This window comes from Streptomyces sp. NBC_00659 (assembly GCF_036226925.1).
Classification (GTDB): Bacteria; Actinomycetota; Actinomycetes; order Streptomycetales; family Streptomycetaceae; genus Streptomyces.
The window spans coordinates 1,683,557-1,705,033 of sequence record NZ_CP109031.1; the positions used below are offsets into that span (position 1 = coordinate 1,683,557).

The following is a 21,477-nucleotide window of genomic DNA, read 5'->3' on the forward strand; positions in this document are numbered from 1 at the left end:
TTCGCGGAGTTCTGGGAGGAGAACGCGGAGGACGAACTGGGCGAGGGGACCGAGCCCTTCGGACCCGACTGGCCCGGTCTGGCCCCCGCGGCGCCCGCCGGGTTGGACTCGTGCCCGGTCGCCGTACAGGAACCCCCAGCCCACCTCTTCCGAACCGGTCGACGGGCAGTGGGAGACGGGCGATGGGAAATGGCTCGTTGACGCAGGCGTCGACGGTACCGCTCAGACCGCCCGCAGGGCGCCGGGCCGGCGGCCGGTGAGGCGGTCGAGTGCGGCGGCACTCGCGTCGTCGGCCGGCAGGTGGACGACAAGTTGCTGGTCGTCGTCGGCGGGCAGGCCTAGCATTTCATACGCCAGCCGCACCTCCCCCACCTGCGGGTGGACCATGCGCACCACCCCGTTCGCCCGCGGCAGCCCCGGCAGCGCCCGGAGCCGGCCGGCGAACGGTTCCCCGGAGGACACCGCCAACTCGTCCATCAGTGTGCCGACATGGACGTCGGTCTGCCCCGGCCCCTGTTTGAGGGCCGCGACCTGCTCGTCGGCGACCGTGTCCCAGTCCGGGTAGACCGTGCGTGCCCGCGGGTCGGTGAAGACGAAGCGGGCGAGGCTGGGCCGGACGCCGTCCAGCAGGCCAAGTGGTTCGGCCAGCCGCCGGTATCCGTCCGTGCAGGCCAGGATCTCGCTCAGCCGGTTCACCAGCACGGCGGGCGCCGGTTCCAACCGCTCCAGCAGCACCCGCACCGTGGGCCTGACCGCCCTGTTCGGCCCCGCCCCGCCCCGGCAGCTGAAGCCGGGGTCGGCACCCTTGGCGAGCCGGTGCAGATGGACCCGTTCGCCGGGGGTGAGAAGCAGCGCCTCGGCCAGTGCCGCCAGCACCTGCACCGAGGGCCTGCGGTCCCGCCCCTGCTCCAGCCTGGTGACGTACTCGACGCTCACCCCTGCGAGCGTCGCCAGTTCCGCGCGACGCAGTCCCGGCGTACGGCGGCGCGGCCCGGCGGGCAGCCCCACCTCGGCCGGTGTGACGGCTTCCCGGCGCAGCCGCAGGAAGAGGCCGAGCTCGTTGTCGCTCATCCCTCGAACGTAGCACCGGCCGCCCTGGCGGATCGTGGCCCTGCCGCTACCACTCTCCGCCCGGCCTCCCTCGTCCGCCGCCCGTCCGGCAGCGTGGAGCGCACGCCCGCCCCGACCCGGGGCAGCATCAACCCCTCCGTAGGAGAAGCACAACCATGTCCAACGCACGGCTGAATCTCGCAGTGATCGTCGGCAGCGTCCGGGAGGGCCGCTTCGGACCGGTGGTGGCCGACTGGTTCGTCGAACAGGCCAAGCACCACGACGAGTTCACGATCGACCTGATCGATCTGGCGGACGTCGATCTCCCGCTCGCGCTGCCGTCCACACCTCCGGCTCTACAGCCCGATCCACCTCGTCCCGAGGGCATGGCCGAACTGACCCGTCGGCTCGACGCCGCCGACGCGGTCGTCATCGTGACGCCCGACTACAACCGCAGCTTCCCGGCGTCCCTCAAGGCCGCCATCGACTGGCACTACACCCAGTGGAAGGCCAAGCCGATCGGCTTCGTCGGCTACAGCGGCCTCAGCGGCGGTCTGCTGGCGATCGAGCAGCTGCGGCAGGTCTTCAACGAGTTGCACGCCCACACCGTGCGCGACTACGTCGCCTTCCCCAGCTACTACCTCCTCTTCTCCCCCGACGGCACGCTCCGGGACCCGCAGGGCCCCGAGGCCGCCGCCACGGCCATGCTCGACCAGCTGCTCTGGTGGGGCTCGGTCCTCCACGACGCCCGCCGCGACCGCCCACAGATCGCGAACCGGTAGCCCTCCCCGGCCTCGCCCGACAGCCCTCGCCCCGGCCCGGGCCGACCGCGTGTCCGTCCGGGTCCACGGCGATGGACATACCCACGGGCAAGACCGGCGCCGCGCCGGGGAGCGGGTGCGGCGGCGATCCCGGGTCCGGCGGCGTGCCGGGGAACATCTGGCGCGGTCCCGACGTCATCGACGCCAATACATCGACCGGACCGAGCTGCCCCCGGGACATCTCCTCGTCTGTCCTCCGGAGGCAATGAGAGCGATCGAGGCCCGCCTGGCGTCGACGGTGCAGGTCGAGACTCCCCTGCGGGGGAATCGAGTCACCACGCCACTCCGCCCGGAGTCGGCGTCGTTCCAGGCGGGCGCACCTCGTAGAGGAACTGAGCCGTTTCAGAGTGTCCACCGATGAGGTGACGGCGAGGTGGGCCGCAACGCACGAGGCGCCCATGCCGTTGAGGGAGGTGTTCGAAGTCTCAACTCATCAGCGCAGGTGCCTCGTTGGTTCCTCATTCTGCCGCACTCGATCTGCCCCACGCGTTGGTCGAGTGGGTCACCACGCTCATCGTCACCCGCGAGGGTGACCGCCGCTGCAAGCTCCCGCCGCACCAACGTGCGCTCGTCGCTCCGGTGTACCTGCGCAAGCACGCCACCCCGGCCCGGATCGCGGCCGGCTTCGGCATCTCGGTGGGTACCGCCCACGCCTGCACCACCGCCGTGATCAGCCTTCTCGCCGGTCGGGCGCCGGGCCTGCTCAAGTCCCTGCGCGAGCACGAACCGGAGTACGTCCTGATCGACGGAACGCTCGCCGAGTGCGACCGCGTGGGCGACGGCCGGGCCGACTACTCGCACAAGCACCGCCGCCACGGTGTGAACGTGCAAGCCGTGACCGACCCGACCGGGCACGTGCTGTGGATCTCGCCGGCCTTGCCGGGCCGGTGCCACGACCTGACCGCGGCCCGTACTCATCGGATCATCCGGATCTGCGAACGCCAGGGCGTCCCCATCCTTGCCGACCGCGCCTACACGGGCGCCGAACCCTGGGTCACGACCGGGCGCAGACGCCCACCCTGCGGGCAGCCGACCCCGACAGAACGGACGGTCGACCGTGCACCGGCCACGTCCCGAGCGCCCGTCGAACGCGGGATGGCACGACTCAAGTCCTGGCGGATCTTCAGAAGATCGCGATGCAGCCCGAATCGAATGACGTCAATCGCCAAGGCCGTCCTCACCCTGGAGAGGCAGCGCTGAAAACGCTCAGCGACCGACGACGGTCCGCCGGCCGGCTGGTGTGCCGCCGGCGACGACGGCGGCAGGGGCGCTGTCACGGCGTTCGAGGGCCGCCGACACAAAGGCGAGGAGAAGGGCAGCCGAGGCCATCAGGGCGCAAGCTCCGTTACGTCGTCGAGCGGACCTTCGCCCTGCTCCACCGGTTCAGACGCCTCGCCGTCCGCTGGGAACACCGAACCGAACTCCACGACGCCTTCGTCTCATTGGCCTGCGGCCTCATCTGCTGGAGGCGGCTGAAGAAGCACCGATCATGATCGGGTCACGAGCTTCCAGCTACAACTCACACCACTCACCCAGAGAGCCGGCCGCCCGCGTCCGGGTGAAGTCGTGCACCAGGTCCCACGCCCGATCGATATCCAGGACAAAGTCGCCCGTGAACGCGGCGAGGTCGTCCATGATCGGGACTTCGACCTCGGCACCCGAGGGCACGGTGCCGTCTCCTGCGAGCAGAAACATCCGCCCGGTGTCACGCATCAGATGGACGACCGCGTGATCATCTCGGAAGGCCAGGATCAGCACCGGGAACTCCCTGTTCGGCGACCGAACCTCGACGTACCCCTGACCAGGGGAACGCAGGTCGTTGAAGCGGTCTGACAGATCCTTCACCTCTGAACATCTCTCAACCGGATGGAACAGTCCCGATTCCGGCGACGTCGCCGCCCACACCACGCTCATCCAGCCCCTCTTCCCCACACAGGTCATCGCCCACGATCCAGGGCCACGCTCCCACGCTCCACCACGACACGACTACTGGGGCTGGGTCGCATGATCGTGTTACGAGCTTTTTGGAGGATCACTTCGACCGCAGCTTCGAACTCGAGAGCACGCTGAGGGAAAAGGGAGACTCCGCGAAGCTTTCCCGGCTGGAATCCCCCTCCTCGGTCGCGAACATCCGCCATCTGCGGCAGGGCGATCCCCTCGGGTTGGGCCACGCCGTGCTGCGGGCCGCGTCGTACGTCGGCGACGACCCCTTCGCCGTGCTCCTCGGCGACGATCTGATCGGCGTCAGGGACAGCCTGCTGGCGCGCATGGCCGAGGTCCACGAGCGGTACGGCGGCAGTGTCCTGGCCCTCATGGAGGTCGGCCCGGACCAGATCTCCAGGTACGGGTGCGCCGCGGTGACCGCCACCGGCGAGGACGACGTCCTGCAGGTGACCGGCCTGGTCGAGAAGCCCTCCCCGGCTCAGGCACCGAGCGCCCGCGCTGTCTCCCCCGACCGCCACCGGCTCACCTGCGGCCGCCTGCTCCTCGGCCCAGGACAGTGCGGTCAGCACGTCCTCCAACTGTGCCGGATGCCGGTAGCCGGGGGCCAGTCGGTAGCCGGTGCTCACCCCGTGCACCCCGAGGCTCTCGCGAGATCCATGACGGGCCCGTGCCAGTGCTCGACGGACCCGCCCTGCCGGCTGCCCCCGTGTGCCCAGACGAGCCGGCCGTACGCGTGTCCTCCAGGACGGTAGATCCGTACGGGGATGCGGTGGGTCCCCGCGTCGAGCCACCGCGCCTCCCAGTGGGCCTCGTCGGGCCGCCGTACGCCGGGGCCCACGCCGGTGTCCTCGCCGGGCACCGCCGCCGGCTCGCCGCGGGGTTCGTAGCGCCGCGCATCACTGCGCACTCGACCGTGCACCTCGCAGGAACAGGGCGCTGGTGAGGGCGCCGAAGAGCACGAGGGCGGCGTTCACCACGATCGCGGTCTTCAAGCCGCCGAGGATGGCCGACGCACCGGTACCGGTCATCGCGGCTGTGGCAATGGCGCTCATGATCGGCGTGCCCATGGTGATGCCGATCTGCTGGGTCATGGTCGCGAGCCCGGTGGCCAGGCCCTGTTCGTGGTCGGCCAGACCGGATGTCGCGGTGACCATGAAGCCGACGATGACGAGCATGTTGCCGACCCCTCCGACGAAGGTGGAGACGAGCAGCAGCCACATCCAGGAGCGATCGTCGCCGAGGCCGAGGAGAGAGGCCGTGAACACGGTCTGCAGGACGCCGCCGGTGATCAGGGTCTGCTTGGTGCCGATCTTCCCGATGACCTTCGGGGCGAGGGAGCCGCCGACGACCGTTCCCAGGCCCAGTACGCCGAAGGACAGACCGGCGGCCAGCGGGGAGAAGCCGAGGACTTCCTGGAGGTACAGGGTCAGCAGGAAGACCAGGGACGTCTCGGTGAGGAACGCGATCAGACCGGCGACGTTTCCCCAGGCCACCGACCGCTTGCCGAGAACGCTGAGCGGCACCAGCGGCGCGGCCACCTTGCGCTCGACAGCCAGGAACACCACCAGCAGCAGCACGCCGGCACCCAGCGACAACAGTGCGGACGAGGAGCCCCAGCCGTGCTCACCGGCCTGGGTGAGGCCGAAGACGATGGCCAGTAGACCGAGCGTGACACTGACGGCGCCGGGAACGTCCAGCTTCGGGCGCTCGTCGGGCCGGGATTCCTTGATGACCGTCGGGGCGATGACGAGGACGGCGAGGGCGACGGGCACGTTGATGAAGAACGCCCAGCGCCAGGACAGCAGGTCGGTCAGCAGGCCGCCCAGGATCGCTCCGGTGGTGAACCCCGCGGACATCAGCGCCCCATTGAGGCCGAGGGCCTTCTCCCGCAGGGGGCCCTCCGGGAACGAGGTCGTCATGAGGGAGAGTCCGGCGGGGGTCACCGCCGCGGTGGCCAGGCCCTGGAAGACCCGCGCAACGATCAATACCTCCGGATTCTGAGCCAGACCGCCCACCAGTGAGGCCGCGCCCAGCACCACCAGACCGCCGAGGAAGAGCCGCCGTCGGCCGAAGAGGTCCGCGACCCGGCCGAACATCAGTGTGAAGCCCGCCGCGCACAGGGCGAACGCCGTGCCGATCCACTGCAGGTGCGCCAACGAGAAGCCCAGGCCCTTGCCGATCACCGGCAAGGCCACGTTCAGGATGGAGAAGTCCACCGCCAGCATGAACTGGGCCGCGAGCAGCAGCACCAGTACCAGCCGCAGTCGGGGAGTGAGGGCGGCTGGTGCCGTGCCGACGGCCGCGCCGGCCGCCTCCGAATCAGTGACGGACATGAGGTCGAGTCCCTTCTCCTGTGCGCATGCGTCTGTCACGCGCCGCTCAGGGAAGAGGCTCGCTTCGGTTCGGGACCCCAGCCAGAACCCTGTCCCGGGCAGCCGCCGTAAGGGTGGTCATGGCATGACCACCCTTACGGCCCATCGGCAGCGCGATGGACGGGCATGATGGAGAGAGGGGCCCGCGGCCCGCCGGGCATCAGTGCTCGGCGTCCGTGTGGCTGGACGCCCAGGACACCGGAGGCATGGATGGAATCCCCGTCCGAGCTGGGAGAATTCCTCAAGTCCCGACGTGCCGCGCTGCGCCCGGAGGACGTCGGCATCTCACCGCATCCGACCCGCCGCCGGGTCACCGGTCTGCGCCGGGAGGAGCTGGCCATGCTCTCCGGCGTCAGCATCACCCACTACACCCGCCTCGAACAGGGCCGCGCCCTCGGCGCCTCGGACTCCGTGCTCGACGCGATCGCGCGCACCTTGCGCCTCACCGACGACGAAGCCGCGCATCTGAAGGACCTGGCCCGCCCCGCGCCGCGTCCCGCCCCGCTTCGCCCCGTTCGGAGCATGCCAGTACGTCGGCACGGCAGTTGCTCGCGGCCATGTCGGAGGTACCGGCGCTCGTCCTCGACCGCCGCAATGACGTCCTCGCCTGGAACCGTCTCGGCCACGCGCTGCTCGCCAGGCACCTGCCGGTCGCCGGCCCCGATACGCAGGGCGCCCGCCCCAACGTGACGCGGATGCTCTTCCTGGACGAGGACTACCGGGAGCTGTACACGAATTGGAACGAGGAGGCCCAGCTCGCCGTCGCCTCCCTGCGTCTGGCCGCCGGCCGCCACCCCGACGACCGCCGCCTGGCCGAGCTCGTCGGCCAACTCACCGTGCAGTGCGACGAGTTCGCCTCCCGTTGGGCCCGTCACCCGGTGCGCACCTGCACGTCGGGGGTCAAACAACTGCGTCATCCGCTGGTCGGGGCCATGGACCTCAGCTTCGAGAATCTCGTCATCCCCGGCTCGTCCGGCCAGCGGCTGATCGCCTACACGGCCGAGCCCGGATCACCTTCCGAGGCCGCTCTGCGCCTGCTGGGCAGCGTTACCGCACCGGAGACACAGGACGCCGCCGCGACAGCCTGAGACCGAGTGCGCCGATCGGCCGGGAGGGCAGCCCCACCCGGCCGGTGCCGTTTCAGGCGCCGCGCCGCCCAGCCAGAAGGAGCGGGGACAGGTACCCGGAGTCCGCGAGGCGCAGATGCGCGTAGGCCGCCGAAGCCATGGTCATGCCGAGTCCGCCTCAGGCGGTCGGGTAAGTGTTGTTCCCCTGCCCTGCCCTCGCGAGGGGACAACGGCCGGGGATTGACGGCGACGATGAAGTCGCGCCCTGTGGCGTCCGGCAAGGCCGTCGGCTCCACGACGTCGGTTGCGTCGCCCATATCGGCCACGACCGGCGCGTACGGTGAGGAGGTGCGGCCGCGAGCGGCAAGGGTCCGGGACCGGTCCCGGACCAGATTCAGCCTCGCGATCACCCAAGACCGACGCAGGGACGAGATCATGCAGGCCGAGGGCACGTGGAAGGTGGCCTACCCCTCCGCCGCGCCGCCTTGTAACCTCTGATCATCTTGTCCACGGAGGACGACGGTTCGGGCACGCCATCGTCTGTCTCCCACGGTGGGGCGAATGTCTGCCAGCGACTCCGACACACACGACTTACCGGCGATCGCAGCACCCGGCCTGGTCGGACGCGAGCGCGAACTCGCCGCCTTGCGAGCGGCGTTGTCCGACCCGCCGGTGGTCGTGCTGATCGAGGGCGAGGCCGGGATCGGCAAGAGCCGACTGGTCCAGGAGTTACTCGCGGTGCATGCCCCGGCCCGGCAGCGGGTACTGCTGGCGGCTTGTCCGGCTGTTCGGCAGCCCTTCACGCTCGGGCCGGTGGTGGACGCGATCCGACCGGCGACCGAGGACATCGGCGGGCTCGGCCTGAGCGGGCTGGCGGGGGCGCTCAGGCCGCTGTTCCCCGAGTGGGCATCGGCGTTGCCGCCCGCACTCGACCCGGCCGAAGACGCGGCAGCGGCACGACACCGACTGTTCCGGGCCATCGAGGAGGTCCTCGAGCGGCTCGGGATCGGACTGCTCGCGGTCGAGGACGTGCACTGGGCGGACGAGGCCACCCTGGAGTTCCTGCTGTTCCTGGCATCACGTCAGCGACAACGGGTCAGTCTGCTGGTGAGCTACCGCCCGGAGGATGTCGCGCCGGACTCCCTGCTGCTGCGGTTGTCGTCGCGGCAACCGGCGGGCGCGGCGCGGCTGCGGCTGTCGTTGGAGCCGTTGGACGTCCCCGGCACTGCCGCGATGATGACCTCGATGCTGGGTGGAGATCGGGTTTCCGACGCGTGCGCGACCATCCTGCACGACCGGACCGGCGGGCTTCCGCTCGCGGTCGAGGAGTCCGTCCGGCTGATGTGGAACCGCGCCGGCCCTACCCGGCGGGGTGACTCCTGGGTGCGGCAGCGACTGAGTGAGATCGACGTACCGCCGACGGTGCGGGACGTCGTACTGGAACGCAACGCACGGCTCGGCCCGGCGGCGCAGGCGGCGTTGCGCGCGGCCGCCGTACTCACCGACCCCGCCCCCGAGGACGCCGTCGTCGAAGTCATGGATCCGGAGGGCGATCCGGCGAGCAGGCTCGCGGGCCTGGCGGAGGCGGTGGGTTCGGGGCTGCTGAGCGAAGACCCGCGCGGGCTGGTCTCGTTCCGGCACATGCTGGCGTGCCGCGCGGTGTACGAGGCGATTCCCGGGCCGCGGCGGCGGGCGATGCACCTGCGTGCCGCGCACGTCCTCGAAGGCGTCACCCCGTCCCCGGTCGCCCAGCTCGCGCGCCACTTCCGGGAGGGCGGCGACACGACGGCATGGTGCCGGTACACGGAACGGTCCGCCGACCTCGCCCTCGCCTCGGGTGACGACGCGACGGCGGTCGTCCTGCTGCACGATCTGCTCACCGACGCCGATCTGCCGCCCGCCGACGTGGTGCGGCTGACCGGCAAGGTTCCGTTCTGTCTGCTCAGCGGGCACGAACGCTACCGCGAACTGATGGACGCTCTGCGCCTCGTGCTGGACGCCGGGGAGCCGACGCCGGGCGAGGCGGCGGAGATCCGCTTCCATGTCGCCCGGTTGCTGCAGCAGATGGAGGCGTTCGAGCAGTCCCGGATCGAGATGGAACGAGCGTTGCCCGGCCTCGGGCACGACCCGGCAAAGGCAGCCCGCGCCATGGTGTTTCTCGGTCTGCCGTACGGGACGACGACACCGGCGGCCGAACACCTCAGGTGGCTGCGGCGCGTTGCGCAGGTGCCGGACTCGATGGCGCCGGAGGACCGGCTGAGCATCCGGGTCGGACGCGCGAGCGGACTCCTGCTGCTCGGTGAGGAGGAGGGGTGGGCGGAGGCGGCGTTGATCGGCGATGACGCGTCCACCGCCGCGGAGAGGCAGCAGATCACGGTCGGCCGGCTCAACGTCGGGCACATGGCGCTGGTCTGGGGGAGGTATCCGGAGGCGAGGCGGGTGCTCACGGGAGCCGCAGGGCTGGCCGACAGGTATCAGTACCGGAAGCTTCACAGGTTCGCGCAGGTGACGCTGGCCCACCTGGACTGGCTCAGCGGAGACTGGGACGGGCTGGCCGACCGGGCCGGATCGCTGGCCGGTGACGAGGAACTCCTGCAGCCGGTGAGTCGTCTGGAGCCGGCCATGGTCATCGGCTTGCTGTATGCGGCCCGCGGTGACCGGGACAGAGCGGACGACTGCCTGCGGCTCGTCCTTGAACAGGCGGACCGGCATGGTGGTGCGGAGTATTCCGTCGAACCCGCCGGCGCCCTTGCCAGACTCCGGCTCGGCGCCGGGCGGATCGACGACGTGCTGCGACTGACCGACGAACCGATCCGGTTCCTCGAACGCAAGGGCACGTGGATCTGGGCCACCGAACTCGCCCCGGTCCGGGCCGAGGCGCTGCTCATGGCAGGCCGCGTCGACGAGGCCGGCGACCTGGTCGACGCTTTCGCGGCGGGAGTTCGTGATCGTCGCGCACCGGGCCCGCACGCCGCCTTGTCGACCTGCAGGGCGATCCTGGCCCAGCACCAAGGCGATTCCCTCGGCGCCGCCGAACTGTTCGCGCGTGCGGCCGACGCGTGGCAGAGCCTTCCGCGGCCGTACGACGCCCTGCTCAGCCGTGAGCGACAGGCCCGCTGTCTGCTCCGTGCGGACCGGTCCGACGCGGCTCTCTCCGTCCTCGCGGAAACCTTCCAGGGGTTGTCCACCCTCGGCGCTCGTGGCGACGCCGAGCGCGTCATGCGCACACTGCGCGCATCCGGGGTCGGAGTGAAGCGTCCGTCGTGGCACGGTGGACGGCGAAGCTACGGCGATCAGCTGTCCCCCCGGGAGCTCGACGTGGTCCGGCTGCTGGTCGGAGGCCGGACCAACCGGGAGATCGCCGGTGTCCTCATCCTGTCGCCGAAGACGGTCGCACGTCACGTCGAGACAGCGATGCGCAAACTCGAGGTGACGTCCCGGACGGCGCTGGCCGTCAAGGTCGTCGAAACCGGCGTCGTCACCGACACCCCGGTCGGCGACGACCGTTAGGCGGACGCGCGGCAGCAAAGTTGGGTCATCTGCCCAGTCGCCCGGCAGCCGGTGCGGGAACGACACTCGGCCGCGTGGAAACAACACGTTCATCCGTCGCCACTCAGCCCTCTGCGGGTACCGCAGCGCGTGCCGGCCCGTGGCCCGCTCCGCGAACCGTCGCTCGGACCCGCGCCCGCAGGGCTTCTGACGCGCGGTCCGATCCGGCGAGCCATCTGACCTGCCCAACCGGTCTGTTTCCCCACAGTAGTTGGCCTCCCGCGCGAAGCCCGGGGGTGACCGACCGATGGCGGGTCACTGTCGCAGCGGCAGGGCGCGCGGTCCGCCACCCCGGCTCCGGCACAGCGATCGCGCTGGAGAGCAGCACTAGGCACCACCACTTGAGGAGGCGCTTATGCATTCCCCGTCACGTTTACGGCGAACTCGAAAGAACGGCAGCTCAGGAGGCCTCGCGATGAGGCGTTTCGGGCAACGGCTGGCCACCGCGGTCGCCGGCATCACCGTCATCGGGATGGCGATACCGACCACCTCGGCGATTGCCGCCGCCCCGGCTCCCGCACCGTCCACCCCCGCAGCCCTCGACCGGATCCAGTCCGCCTCGGTCGACGGCAACCTTCTCCTCGCTGCCGCCGGAACCCGGGCCGAGCTGTCACTGACGCTGGTGACCGGCGACAAGGTGCGGATCGGTGTCTCCGAGGACGGGAAGCCTGTCGTCCACGAGATCGAGGCGGCGACGCGGCCCGGGAACGAGACGGTGGTCTTCCAGACCGTCACCAGGAACGGTCAGCTCTACGTCGTACCGGACGACGTGTTGTCGCTGCTCCGTGCCGACCTGCTGGACTGGGAGCTCTTCAACGTCGCCAAGCTGGCCGCCTGGGTGGTCAAGGGGACGACCGGTCAGGTCCCGGTGATCGCCACGTACACCGGACAGGCCGGCGCTCGGACGGCGGCTGTGGCCGGCACCACGACCAAGCGCGTCCTGAAGAGCATCAACGGCCGCTCCCTGACCATCAAGGGCAACGGCCAGTGGTGGCGAACGGTACGCGAGAAGAGCACCGGCGGGTCCGCCTCCGCCGCTCGGGCCGCCGGCCCGCTGGCCGGAGTGGAGAAGGTGTGGCTGAACGAGCTGACGACCATTCAGCTCGACACGTCCGTACCGCAGATCGGCGCGCCCGCCGCCTGGAGCCGCGGCTATGACGGTTCCAACGTGAAGGTGGCCGTGCTGGACAGCGGAATCGATGCCACCCACCCCGATCTCACCGGCCGGATCGCCGAGGCGGTCGACTTCACCAACAGCCCGAAGGGCGTGGTGGACGAACACGGACACGGCACCCATGTGGCGTCCACGATCGCCGGCACCGGACAGGCGTCCGACGGGCTGCGTCGCGGTGTGGCGCCCGGTGCGAAACTGCTCATCGGCAGAGTCTGCGGTCCGGACGGCTCGTGCGCCGGCGACGCGGTCATCGCCGGCATGGAGTGGGCCGCCAAGTCCGGTGCCGATGTGGTGAACATGAGCCTCGGTGGCCCAGCCTCCAACGGAACGGACGCGCTGAGCCAGTCGGTGAACCAGCTCAGCCGTGCGTACGGCACCCTGTTCGTCATCGCCGCGGGCAACAACGGCCCGAGCGCCCAGACGGTCGGGTCACCGGGTGCCGCCGACGAGGCGCTGACGGTCGCGGCCGTGGACAAGAGCGACCAGATGGCCTCCTTCTCCAGCCGCGGACCTCGCCTCGGGGACGGCGCGGCCAAGCCGGACATCGCGGCTCCGGGCGTCGCCATCACCGCCGCCCGGGCCAAGGGCACCTCGATGGGCAAGCCCGTGGACGACTACTACACGACCGCCAGCGGCACCTCCATGGCCACCCCCCATATGGCCGGCGCCGCGGCGATCATCGCCCAGCAGCACCCGGACTTCACCGGGCGGCAGATCAAGGCGCTGCTGATGGCCACCGCCAAGGACCTCGGGCACGACCTGTACGCGCAGGGCGCCGGCCGGGTGGACGTGACCCGTGCGATCGACCCGAAGATCATCCCGGACGGGAACCTGGACTTCGGCCGACTCGAGTACCCGCACTCGCCGGTGTCCAGGACGGTCGCCTACAGCAACTGGACCGACGAGCCGATCACGCTGACGCTCTCCCCCTCGGCCTTCTCCTCGGGCAAGCCGGCACCGGCCGGACTGCTCACACTCGGCGCCGACCGGGTGACCGTGCCCGCCAAGGGGTCGGCCGACGTGACGGTGACCCTTGACGGCAGGGCGGTGGAGGGTGCCGGGCAGTACGGCAGATACACAGGCACCCTGACCGCCCAGGACGGCACGGGGGCGACGCTGGGAACGTCGCGGATCTCGGCGGTGGTGGAGCCGGTCCGTCACGACCTGACCATCAAGGTCGTCCCTCCGGCCGGCGCCACCTCTCTCTCGTACGGAAACGCACTGATCGTCCCGGTGGACGAGGACAAGCTGAACCTCTACGAGGACCCGGTGACGGCACCGGGTGGTGAGACGGTCAAGGCCAAGGTCTTCGCCGGCAATGTCGCGGTGGCCCTCACGGTGACGTGGCGGGACGCGGCCGGTGAGATGCACCGGGCGGTGCCGATGGCACCGCAGGTGCAGGTCACCGGGGCGACCTCGGTGGAGCTGGACCTGCGGAAGGCCAAGCCGGTCAGCGTGGACACCACGGAGCCGACGGAGACGTACCGCCAGGTCTTCAAACTCCAGCGGGCCTCCGCGGACGGCAATTGGGGGCTCACCGCACAGCTGGTCAACGACTACGGTCCCGGTGAACCGAACGTGTGGGTGCTGCCGACCGGCAAGGTGAGCGTCGGCACACTCGCCTTCAACAGCCAACATGTCCTGGTACCGCGGTCAGTGACAATGAAGGTCACGGGAGGCGGTGCCTCCTTCGACCTGGAGGCCCGCTACCCGAAGCCGGACACCTCGATCCAGGGCGGAACCCAGCAATGGAAGGAGAACGGGAGGATGGTGAACCGCTTCGTGCGGTTGACGATCCCCCGACTGCCCACCCACGGGAAGAAGCCCGTGGTCTACGCGGGCACCGGCACGGCCGAGGAGCTCGCCGAGATCGACGCGACGGGCGCGCTGGTACTGATGCGGCCGACCGACATCTGCACGAAGACCTGCAACTTCACCGCACTCCGTGAGCGGGTGACGGCGGCTGCCGCGGCGGGTGCGGTCGGGGTGCTCGTGACCGGCGGAACCGATCGGGTCACCTTGGAGTCGTACGGGACGCGGCTCTACAGCTGCGCGAACGGTCCGGACAGCTGCCCGCCGGTCGAGCCGTACGCGGCGCTGCCGATCGTGACCGTACCTCCGGCCGAGGCCGCCACGCTGATCCGTCGCACCGAGGGCGGGGCCGGCCACGGCGTCAAGGTCGAACTCGGCGGCAACAGCGAAGTGTCGAAGAGCTACGCGCTGGCGTTCGGCACCAGCGGTCAGGTCTCCGCCGGTCTTCCGTACCGGGTCCTGCCCAAGGACCTCGTCCGTGTCGACCACCGCATCCACGCCGATCGGCCCGGGGTGACCACCTGGTTCGGCTGGAGCCGGACCACCGAGGCCGGCCCGGTCATAGTGGACATGGACCTGCCCAAGCCGGCCGGCCAACGGCAGATCACCACGTGGGTCGGGCCGCAGGACGACAGCGCGGTCGACACCTTCGAGGTTGCCACCAGGGACTACGTCGCCCCGTCCGTGGCAAGAGCGACGGGCGCAACCGAAGCTCGCGACCTGGCGCTCGACAGGAAGACCACGATCGACTGGAACACGGGGCCCTCCCTGCCCGGCGCCGTGCCCCAGGTCCGCACCAGGTCGGGCTTCACCAACAGCACCGGCCTGCCGTGCGCCGGCTGCCGGGAGGCCGACCGTTTCTGGCCGACCATGTACGTGACCAGCAGCGGAGGCGGTCGCCAGTCCATCATGGGCATCGTCAACGACACCAGCGGCGCAGCCGGGTTCGTCTATGGGCTGCAAGCCTGTACCACCTGTGACAGCAGCCTCTTCACCAAGGCCGGCGACGAAATCGGGCAACGGCTCGTCCCGGTCAAGTTCACCTTCCAGCTCGGCGAGCCCGGCAACGCGCCGGACCTGGTGTCGGGGAGCAAGCGGTGATGAGCGAAGCGAGGAAGGAGACCGGACTGATGAACGCGACCGCGCCGTCGAGGTGGCGCCGGACAGTGAACCTGACGGCACTGGCAGCCGTAGCGGTGCTTGCGGCAACGGGGTGCACGGCCACTGCTGACGTCGTCGCGTACGACCTGCCTGCGCAATCGGCCCGCTACTCGTTCGAGGCGGAGACCAACGGGGTCAAGACCGTGTGGGAGTACACATCCGACCGGCCTACCAAGGCTGACACACCGACGTCGCAGCCGTGCATCGCGGACAGTGTCGTCAAGGATCCTGGTCCGTGCCGTCCGGAACCGTTGATCTTCCTGCGGTACGACCTGGGCCTGGACCTGGACAACACCGCCGAGGCCGGGGGCCTCCACCCCATCACCGTCACCGGCTACTACCAGGACCGGCTCAGCAAGCCACCGATCGTGACCAAGGTGCGGGTCGAGGCCAGCGTCGACGACGGCAAGACCTGGCGGCCGGCAATCACCGGCCAGGCGGTCGGCAGACCGAACACCTTCACCGCACTGGTCAAGCACCCGAAGCGCGACGAGGCTCCCGGAGGAGTCGCGCTGCGGATCACCGCGACCGACAGCGCGGGGGACACCGTCAAACAGACGATTCCCAAGGCGTACCAACTGCGCTGAGGTGAACCGATGAAGCGGTGAACCCAAATGGACGGGCACGGCCGGGGCGAGACGTGAGTGTCGCCCCGGCCGTCTCTCGCGTACTCGGCGAACCCTCCCCGGATGTGGGTGAGATCGACGCTCGCAGACCCGTTGCGGCGCGGGGAATGAGGGTCGTCGAAACCGGCGTCGCCACTGATGACCCGACCGGCGAAGACCGTCGGGCGGGCGCGCGGCAGCAAAGTTGGGTCATCTGCCCCATCGTCCGGTAGCCCGTGCGCGAACAACAATCGATGACATGGAATCGTCACCTCCGCCTGTCGCGGTCCATCTTCCCCTGTCCGTAAGGCTTTTGACGCACGCTCGAATCTGACGGATCTCCCCGACCGTCCCGGCCCCGCTGGTTTCCCTACGAGGCCGGGTTCCGGGACGAACCCCGCAGGCCGACCGGCCGGTGCCGGGGCGCCGCCGCAGCAGCGGAACGCGTCGTTCGCCGCCCGGCGTTGTACCACCGATCGGCCCGAAGCAGCACTGGCCCGCACCCGCCACGTTCGTCGCAGCCACTCCGCGCAACGCGCGACCCCTGCAACCGCGTGGTCTCCGCGCGCGTTCTCCCCTCAGAAAAGGTCATTGCCGCATGAGACAGTCACCACCGGCTGGGGCATCCAGGCTCCCGGTCCACCTGAGCATCCCCATACTCCGGCGCTTACCGCAGCGCTCACATCGGACGCTCACGGCGCTCACGGCGCTGCTGACCGCGGCCTGCGTGGCCGGGGCGCTCGGCACCCCCGCCATCGCCGCCGCCGAGACGCCGGCCGCCCGGGCGACCCAGCCGCAGGAGAACGGCCCGGTCGTCACCGCTCACACAATCACCCTCGTCACAGGCGAGGTGGTGACGTTGGAGCGCCATGCCGACGGCTTACAGGCGGCGACGGTCGCGCCCACTCCCGACGGCACCCCGACGGCGTTCTCCTCCATGAAGGTGGGCGACGAGGTCTATGTCATCCCGGACACGGCACAGCCGTACCTCGCCGCGAACAAGCTCGACCGCGAACTGTTCAACGTCACCAAGCTGGTCGAGTACAGCTACGACGACGCGCACCGCTCCACCCTGCCGCTGATGGCGACCTACGCGGGCACGCCGGGCAAGGCGGGCAAGGCGCTCGAGCAGGCCGCGCCGGCCGGTTCGGTGAAGGACGACGAACTGCCCAGCGCCAACGCGGTGGCACTGCGCGAGAGCAAGAAGAAGGCGGCGACGTTCTGGGAGGCGGTCGACGACGACAGCGCCACCGCGACGAAGGCACCGAAGCTCGCCGACGGCATCAGGAAGCTCTGGCTCGACCGGCCGGTGCGGGTGACGCTGGACCAGAGCGTTCCGCAGATCGGCGCCCCGGAGGCGTGGGCGAAGGGATACGACGGCACCGGCACCAAGGTGGCCGTCCTCGACACCGGTGTCGACCCCGACCACCCCGATCTGGCGGGGCGGGTGAAGGAGACGAAGAACTTCACCGACGACCCCGACGCGGTCGACCACCACGGTCACGGCACGCATGTCGCCTCGACCATCGCCGGCTCGGGTGCCGCGTCGGGCGGCAAGTTCAAGGGTGTGGCGCCGGGCGCCGACCTGTACATCGGCAAGGTCCTCAACAGCGCCGGCAGCGGCCCCGAGTCGGGGGTCATCGCCGGCATGGAGTGGGCGGTGGCCGAGGGCGCGGACGTCATCAGCATGAGCCTCGGCTCGGAGGCCCCCAGTGACGGCACCGACCCGCTGAGCAAGGCCGTCGACCAGCTGACCGCGTCCTCCGGTGCGCTGTTCGTCATCGCGGCCGGCAACACGGGCCCCGGCAAGTCGACCGTGGGCTCGCCCGGTGCCGCCGACGCCGCGCTGACCGTCGGCGCGGTGTCCAAGCAGGACCAGCTGGCGAGCTTCTCCAGCCGCGGCCCGGTCAAGGACACCTTCGCGGTCAAGCCGGAGATCACCGCACCGGGCGTGGACATCGTCGCCGCACGGGCCACGGGCACCTCGATGGGCACCCCCGTCGACGCCGACTACACCTCCGCCAGCGGCACCTCGATGGCCACGCCGCATGTGGCCGGTGCCGCGGCGATCCTCGCCCAGCGCCATCCGGACTGGACCGCCGACCGGCTCAAGCAGGTGCTGGTCGGCACCGCCGAGCAGGGCTCGTACACCGCCTACCAGCAGGGCGGCGGCCGGGTCGACGTGCCCAAGGCGCTCAACGCCACGGTCTACTCGCGCCCCGCCGTCGTCAGCATGGGCAAGTCGTCGGCCGACAGTGCGCCGGTCACCAGGACGATCGGTTACGTGAACACCTCCGCGGCGGACACCACGCTGTCGCTCCGCCTGTTCACCGTCGGAGAGACCGCGCCCCCGGCGGACGGCACGTTCACGCTCGGCGCCACCAGCGTGACGGTCCCGGCGAACTCCACGGCCGACGTGACGGTGACCTACCACCCCGAACTCGGCGCCACGGGCGACTACACCGGCGTCATCACCGCCACCGCGACCGACGGCACCGCTGTCCACACCACCGTCGGGGCGACGAAGGACGTACCCACCGTCGACCTCACCGTCAACACGATCGACCGGCACGGAAACCCGGCGACCGGCGAGCTTGTGGTGTTCGACCTGGACACGGGGGCTTTCCGCCAGGTCTTCCCCCAGGACGGAACCAAGACTGTCGCAGTGCCGCAGGGACGCTACTCCGTCATGGGTGTCGTACACACGAGGGACCAGGCCTCGTCCCAGGTCACGGACTACACCCTCGCCGGTGAGCCCGTGGTGGAACTGAAGGCGGACCGGACGATCACGCTGGACGCCCGGCTGGGCAAGGAGGTCAAGGTCGCGACGCCCAGGGAGTCCGAGTCGAAGAACGGCGTCAAGCTCGGGTACCGCCAACAGCTCCCCGGCAAGCGGGGGATCGACTTCATGAAGGGCGCGTTCAGCCCGCTCTGGGACCACGCCTATGCGGTGCCCACCGAGCCGGTGACGCTCGGCACGTTCGAGTTCCACTTCCAGCAGCGCAGGTACTCGCCGGAAATCCGGGCGGCCTATGCCGGACGCGGAGGCGTGCTCCCGCTGGAGCCAGTGGTGTACGCGGCCCGGCTGTACGGCACCAGCACGCTCCGGGCGGCCGACGCCGGCATGGCACGGCCGGAAGACCTGACCGGCAAGGACCTCCGCGGCAAGCTCGCGGTCGTCACCCGCGATGCCGCCCGCAGATCCATCGACCTGATCACCGCGGTCGCCGACGCCGGCGCGAAGGCAGTGGTCATCGTCAACGACCGGCCCGGCCCCTTCGCCACCATCGTGCCGCGCGCCACCGGCTCCGCCATCCCGGCCTGGTCCCTCACCCAGGACGAGGGCGCGGTGCTCCTCGGCCGGATGGCCGACGGCCCCACCCGGATCGTCCTGCAGGGAATCACCGGCGTTCCCCAGGTGTACAACATCGCGATGATGGTTCCCGGCCGGATTCCGGCCGACCCCGTCGACGCGGTCACCGCGAAGAACTCGGCCGTGCTGAAGTCCGACTACCGCGGCACCAAGGGCACCGTGATCGGCGACGTCGTCTCGGCGATCCGCCCGAACGATTCCCTCGTCACCGACGTCTATGACTCCTTCGACGTGCCGGTGGCCCGGGAGGAGTGGTACTCCACCGGCGGCAAGTGGCCCACGATGAAGGAGATGCGGTGGTGGCACAGGGTCTACCCGGACCGCGCCGACAACTCCCGCAGCGTGAGGGACGTACTCCGCACCTACCAGCCGGGCGAGCAGCACGAGGAGAGCTGGCTGGGCGCCGCGAACGGCCCGGCCGGACCGCAGGCCACCCAGGCGGTCCGTGAGGGTGACAACATCACCCTCACGGTGCCGGAGATGAGTGACAGCCAGGGGCACTTCGGCTTCTTCGAACACGCCGCCGACAAGCGGACGGTGCGGATATACCAGGACGGAAAGCTCCTCAAGGAGACGCCGCGACTCCTGCAGACCACGCTGCCGGTCAGCCCCGACCCGGCGACCTACCGCGTCACCCTCGACACTTCACGTCCGGCGTGGTTCCCGCTGTCCACGCAGACCAGCACCGCCTGGACCTTCAGGTCCACGCGGCCGACGAGCGATACGGAGAACCTCGCGCTGCTCTGGCCCGAGTACGGCCTGGACCTGGACGCGGAGAACACAGCCCGGGCCGGCAGGACGGACCGCTTCGATCTGGCGTTCGCGCTCCAGACCGGCACCGCTCCGGACATCCGCGGGGTCGAGGTCACGATGTCCATCGACGACGGTGACACCTGGCACCCCGCGAAAGTGAAGTGCGAGAAGAGAGACAGCTACACGGTGACCCTGCGCAACCCGGAATCGGGCTATGTATCGCTGCGCGTCAAGGCATGGGACGCCGACGGCAGCCGGATCGAACAGACCCTGATCAGGGCTTACGCCGTGCGCTGACCCTCACGGCAGACACCGGCTTGTCGACCGCACCCGCGGCGCAAGGCTTGCCCTTGTGCCGCGGGTGCCCCCTGTGGCACCCGCAGCCGCCCACGTTCGCCACCGCCGTCGTACGGGGTGCGGGGTGCGGGGTGCGGGTGCAAGCGAGGAGGATCCCTTCGTCCCACGGGGCCGCACCCATGAACGCCCATCCGGTGAACGCCCGTCCGGGCACCCCGAGGACGACCGGATACAGTGCGCGAGACGGCAGCCTGGTCAAGGAGGGGAAGCGTGACCGACATCAGCAACACCCGACCCGCCGACAGTGAAGCGCAAGCGCCGCGGCCGAGCCGACTGCACCGTCTGATGCGCTACATCCCCCTGATCGCCCCCGTCCTGCTCTGGACCGTGCCCTGCTGGGTGCTCCTGTACACCGGCCAGCACTGGTCGCTGCCCGTCACTCTGGTCGGCACCGCCCTGTTCGCCCTGGGCCTCGTCGGGATGCCGCTCGCGATGATGCGCGGCCACGGCCGGCGTCAGCAGGACTGGGCGGCGATCGTCGGTGACAGCTTGCTGGGCGCCAGCTGGGTTCTGTTCACCTGGTCCGTTCTGCTCGGCGTCCTCTTGCGTCTCGCCCTGACCCTGGCCGGCGTCGGCGGGAGTCAGGACCGGGCCCGGATCGTCACGTGGGCCGTCCTCGGCGTAACCGCCGTACTGCTCGCCTGGGGGTACGCCGAGGCCCGCCGCGTGCCGCGTGTGCGCCGACTCGACGTCCAACTCCCTCGGCTGGGTGCCGGGTTGGACGGCCTCCGCGTCGCACTGATCACCGACACCCACTACGGCCCGCTCGATCGCGCCCGCTGGTCGGCACGGGTGTGCGAGACGGTGAACACTCTGGAAGCCGACCTGGTCTGCCACACCGGCGACATCGCGGACGGCACGGCCGAACGCCGCCGCGCCCAGGCCGCCCCGCTCGGTACCGTGCGGGCCACCCGGGCCCGCGTCTACGTCACCGGCAACCACGAATACTACAGCGAGGCCCAGGGCTGGGTCGACCTGATGGACGAGCTGGGCTGGGAGCCGCTGCGCAACCGCCATCTGCTGCTCGAACGCGGAGGCGACACCCTCGTGGTCGCCGGCGTGGACGACGTGACCGCCGAGTCCTCCGGCCTGGCGGGCCACCGCGCCCACCTCACCGGAGCCCTGAACGGCGCCGACCCCGACCTGCCCGTCCTGCTCCTGGCACACCAGCCCAAGTTCGTCGACCGGGCGGCAGCCGAAGGCATCGACCTCCAACTCTCCGGCCACACCCACGGCGGCCAGATCTGGCCCTTCCACCACCTGGTCCGCATCGACCAGCCCGCCGTCGCCGGCCTCAGCCGGCACGGCGCCCGCACCCTCCTCTACACCAGCCGCGGCACCGGCTTCTGGGGCCCACCGTTCCGCGTCTTCGCCCCCAGCGAGATCACCCTGCTCGTGCTCCGCTCCCCGCACCCGCCCACCTCGCCGTAGTACCGGGC

At 70.4% G+C, this 21,477-nt stretch carries 10 protein-coding genes and 3 pseudogenes; 9 read left to right on the top strand and 4 right to left on the bottom strand.

What is annotated here, in order from left to right; genetic code table 11:
- Positions 1-222: 222 nt before the first annotated feature.
- Positions 223-1,071 (bottom strand): helix-turn-helix domain-containing protein, encoded by an 849-nt coding sequence (locus OG410_RS07140; protein WP_329298345.1) that lies wholly within the window; start codon positions 1,069-1,071, stop codon positions 223-225.
- Positions 1,072-1,226: 155 nt separating this feature from the next.
- On the opposite strand from OG410_RS07140, the gene OG410_RS07145 reads away from it, so the two are divergent.
- Positions 1,227-1,832 carry an NADPH-dependent FMN reductase gene (locus OG410_RS07145; protein ID WP_329298346.1) on the top strand — a complete coding sequence of 202 codons (606 nt, stop codon included), beginning with the start codon at positions 1,227-1,229 and terminating at the stop codon, positions 1,830-1,832.
- 489 nt (positions 1,833-2,321) lie between these two features.
- Positions 2,322-3,071, top strand: coding sequence for a transposase family protein (locus OG410_RS07150; RefSeq protein WP_329298347.1), 750 nt, complete (start codon positions 2,322-2,324; stop codon positions 3,069-3,071).
- Positions 3,072-3,383: 312 nt separating this feature from the next.
- Here the strand turns inward: OG410_RS07150 and OG410_RS07155 are convergent, their stop codons facing one another.
- On the bottom strand, positions 3,384-3,785 hold the full coding sequence (locus tag OG410_RS07155) for a hypothetical protein (RefSeq protein ID WP_329298348.1): 402 nt from the start codon (positions 3,783-3,785) through the stop codon (positions 3,384-3,386).
- Positions 3,786-3,895: 110 nt separating this feature from the next.
- Between OG410_RS07155 and OG410_RS07160 the strand changes: the two are divergent.
- A pseudogene (locus OG410_RS07160) lies at positions 3,896-4,378 on the top strand (sugar phosphate nucleotidyltransferase); the annotation flags it as partial.
- Here OG410_RS07160 and OG410_RS07165 read toward each other — a convergent pair.
- A pseudogene (locus OG410_RS07165) lies at positions 4,364-4,606 on the bottom strand (hypothetical protein); the annotation flags it as partial. The pseudogenes OG410_RS07160 and OG410_RS07165 sit on opposite strands and share 15 nt — an antisense overlap.
- A gap of 105 nt (positions 4,607-4,711) precedes the next feature.
- On the bottom strand, positions 4,712-6,148 hold the full coding sequence (locus tag OG410_RS07170; protein ID WP_329298349.1) for an MFS transporter: 1,437 nt from the start codon (positions 6,146-6,148) through the stop codon (positions 4,712-4,714).
- A gap of 249 nt (positions 6,149-6,397) precedes the next feature.
- Here OG410_RS07170 and OG410_RS07175 point away from each other — a divergent pair.
- The 6 genes and pseudogenes from OG410_RS07175 to OG410_RS07200 all read left to right on the top strand — a co-directional run bounded on the left by OG410_RS07175 (position 6,398) and on the right by OG410_RS07200 (position 21,469).
- A pseudogene (locus tag OG410_RS07175) lies at positions 6,398-7,275 on the top strand (helix-turn-helix transcriptional regulator).
- A gap of 540 nt (positions 7,276-7,815) precedes the next feature.
- A complete protein-coding gene (locus OG410_RS07180) occupies positions 7,816-10,764 on the top strand; it encodes a helix-turn-helix transcriptional regulator (protein ID WP_329298350.1) in 2,949 nt (982 codons plus the stop codon).
- 454 nt (positions 10,765-11,218) lie between these two features.
- Positions 11,219-14,890: a S8 family peptidase gene (locus OG410_RS07185; RefSeq protein ID WP_329298351.1), complete on the top strand. Its 3,672-nt coding sequence runs from the start codon at positions 11,219-11,221 to the stop codon at positions 14,888-14,890.
- A complete protein-coding gene (locus tag OG410_RS07190) occupies positions 14,890-15,537 on the top strand; it encodes a hypothetical protein (RefSeq protein ID WP_329298352.1) in 648 nt (215 codons plus the stop codon). The genes OG410_RS07185 and OG410_RS07190 overlap by 1 nt, the downstream gene beginning before the upstream one ends.
- A 745-nt stretch (positions 15,538-16,282) precedes the next feature.
- On the top strand, positions 16,283-19,978 hold the full coding sequence (locus OG410_RS07195; protein WP_329298353.1) for a S8 family serine peptidase: 3,696 nt from the start codon (positions 16,283-16,285) through the stop codon (positions 19,976-19,978).
- A gap of 270 nt (positions 19,979-20,248) precedes the next feature.
- Positions 20,249-21,469 carry a metallophosphoesterase gene (locus OG410_RS07200; RefSeq protein ID WP_329298354.1) on the top strand — a complete coding sequence of 407 codons (1,221 nt, stop codon included), beginning with the start codon at positions 20,249-20,251 and terminating at the stop codon, positions 21,467-21,469.
- Positions 21,470-21,477: the final 8 nt, after the last annotated feature.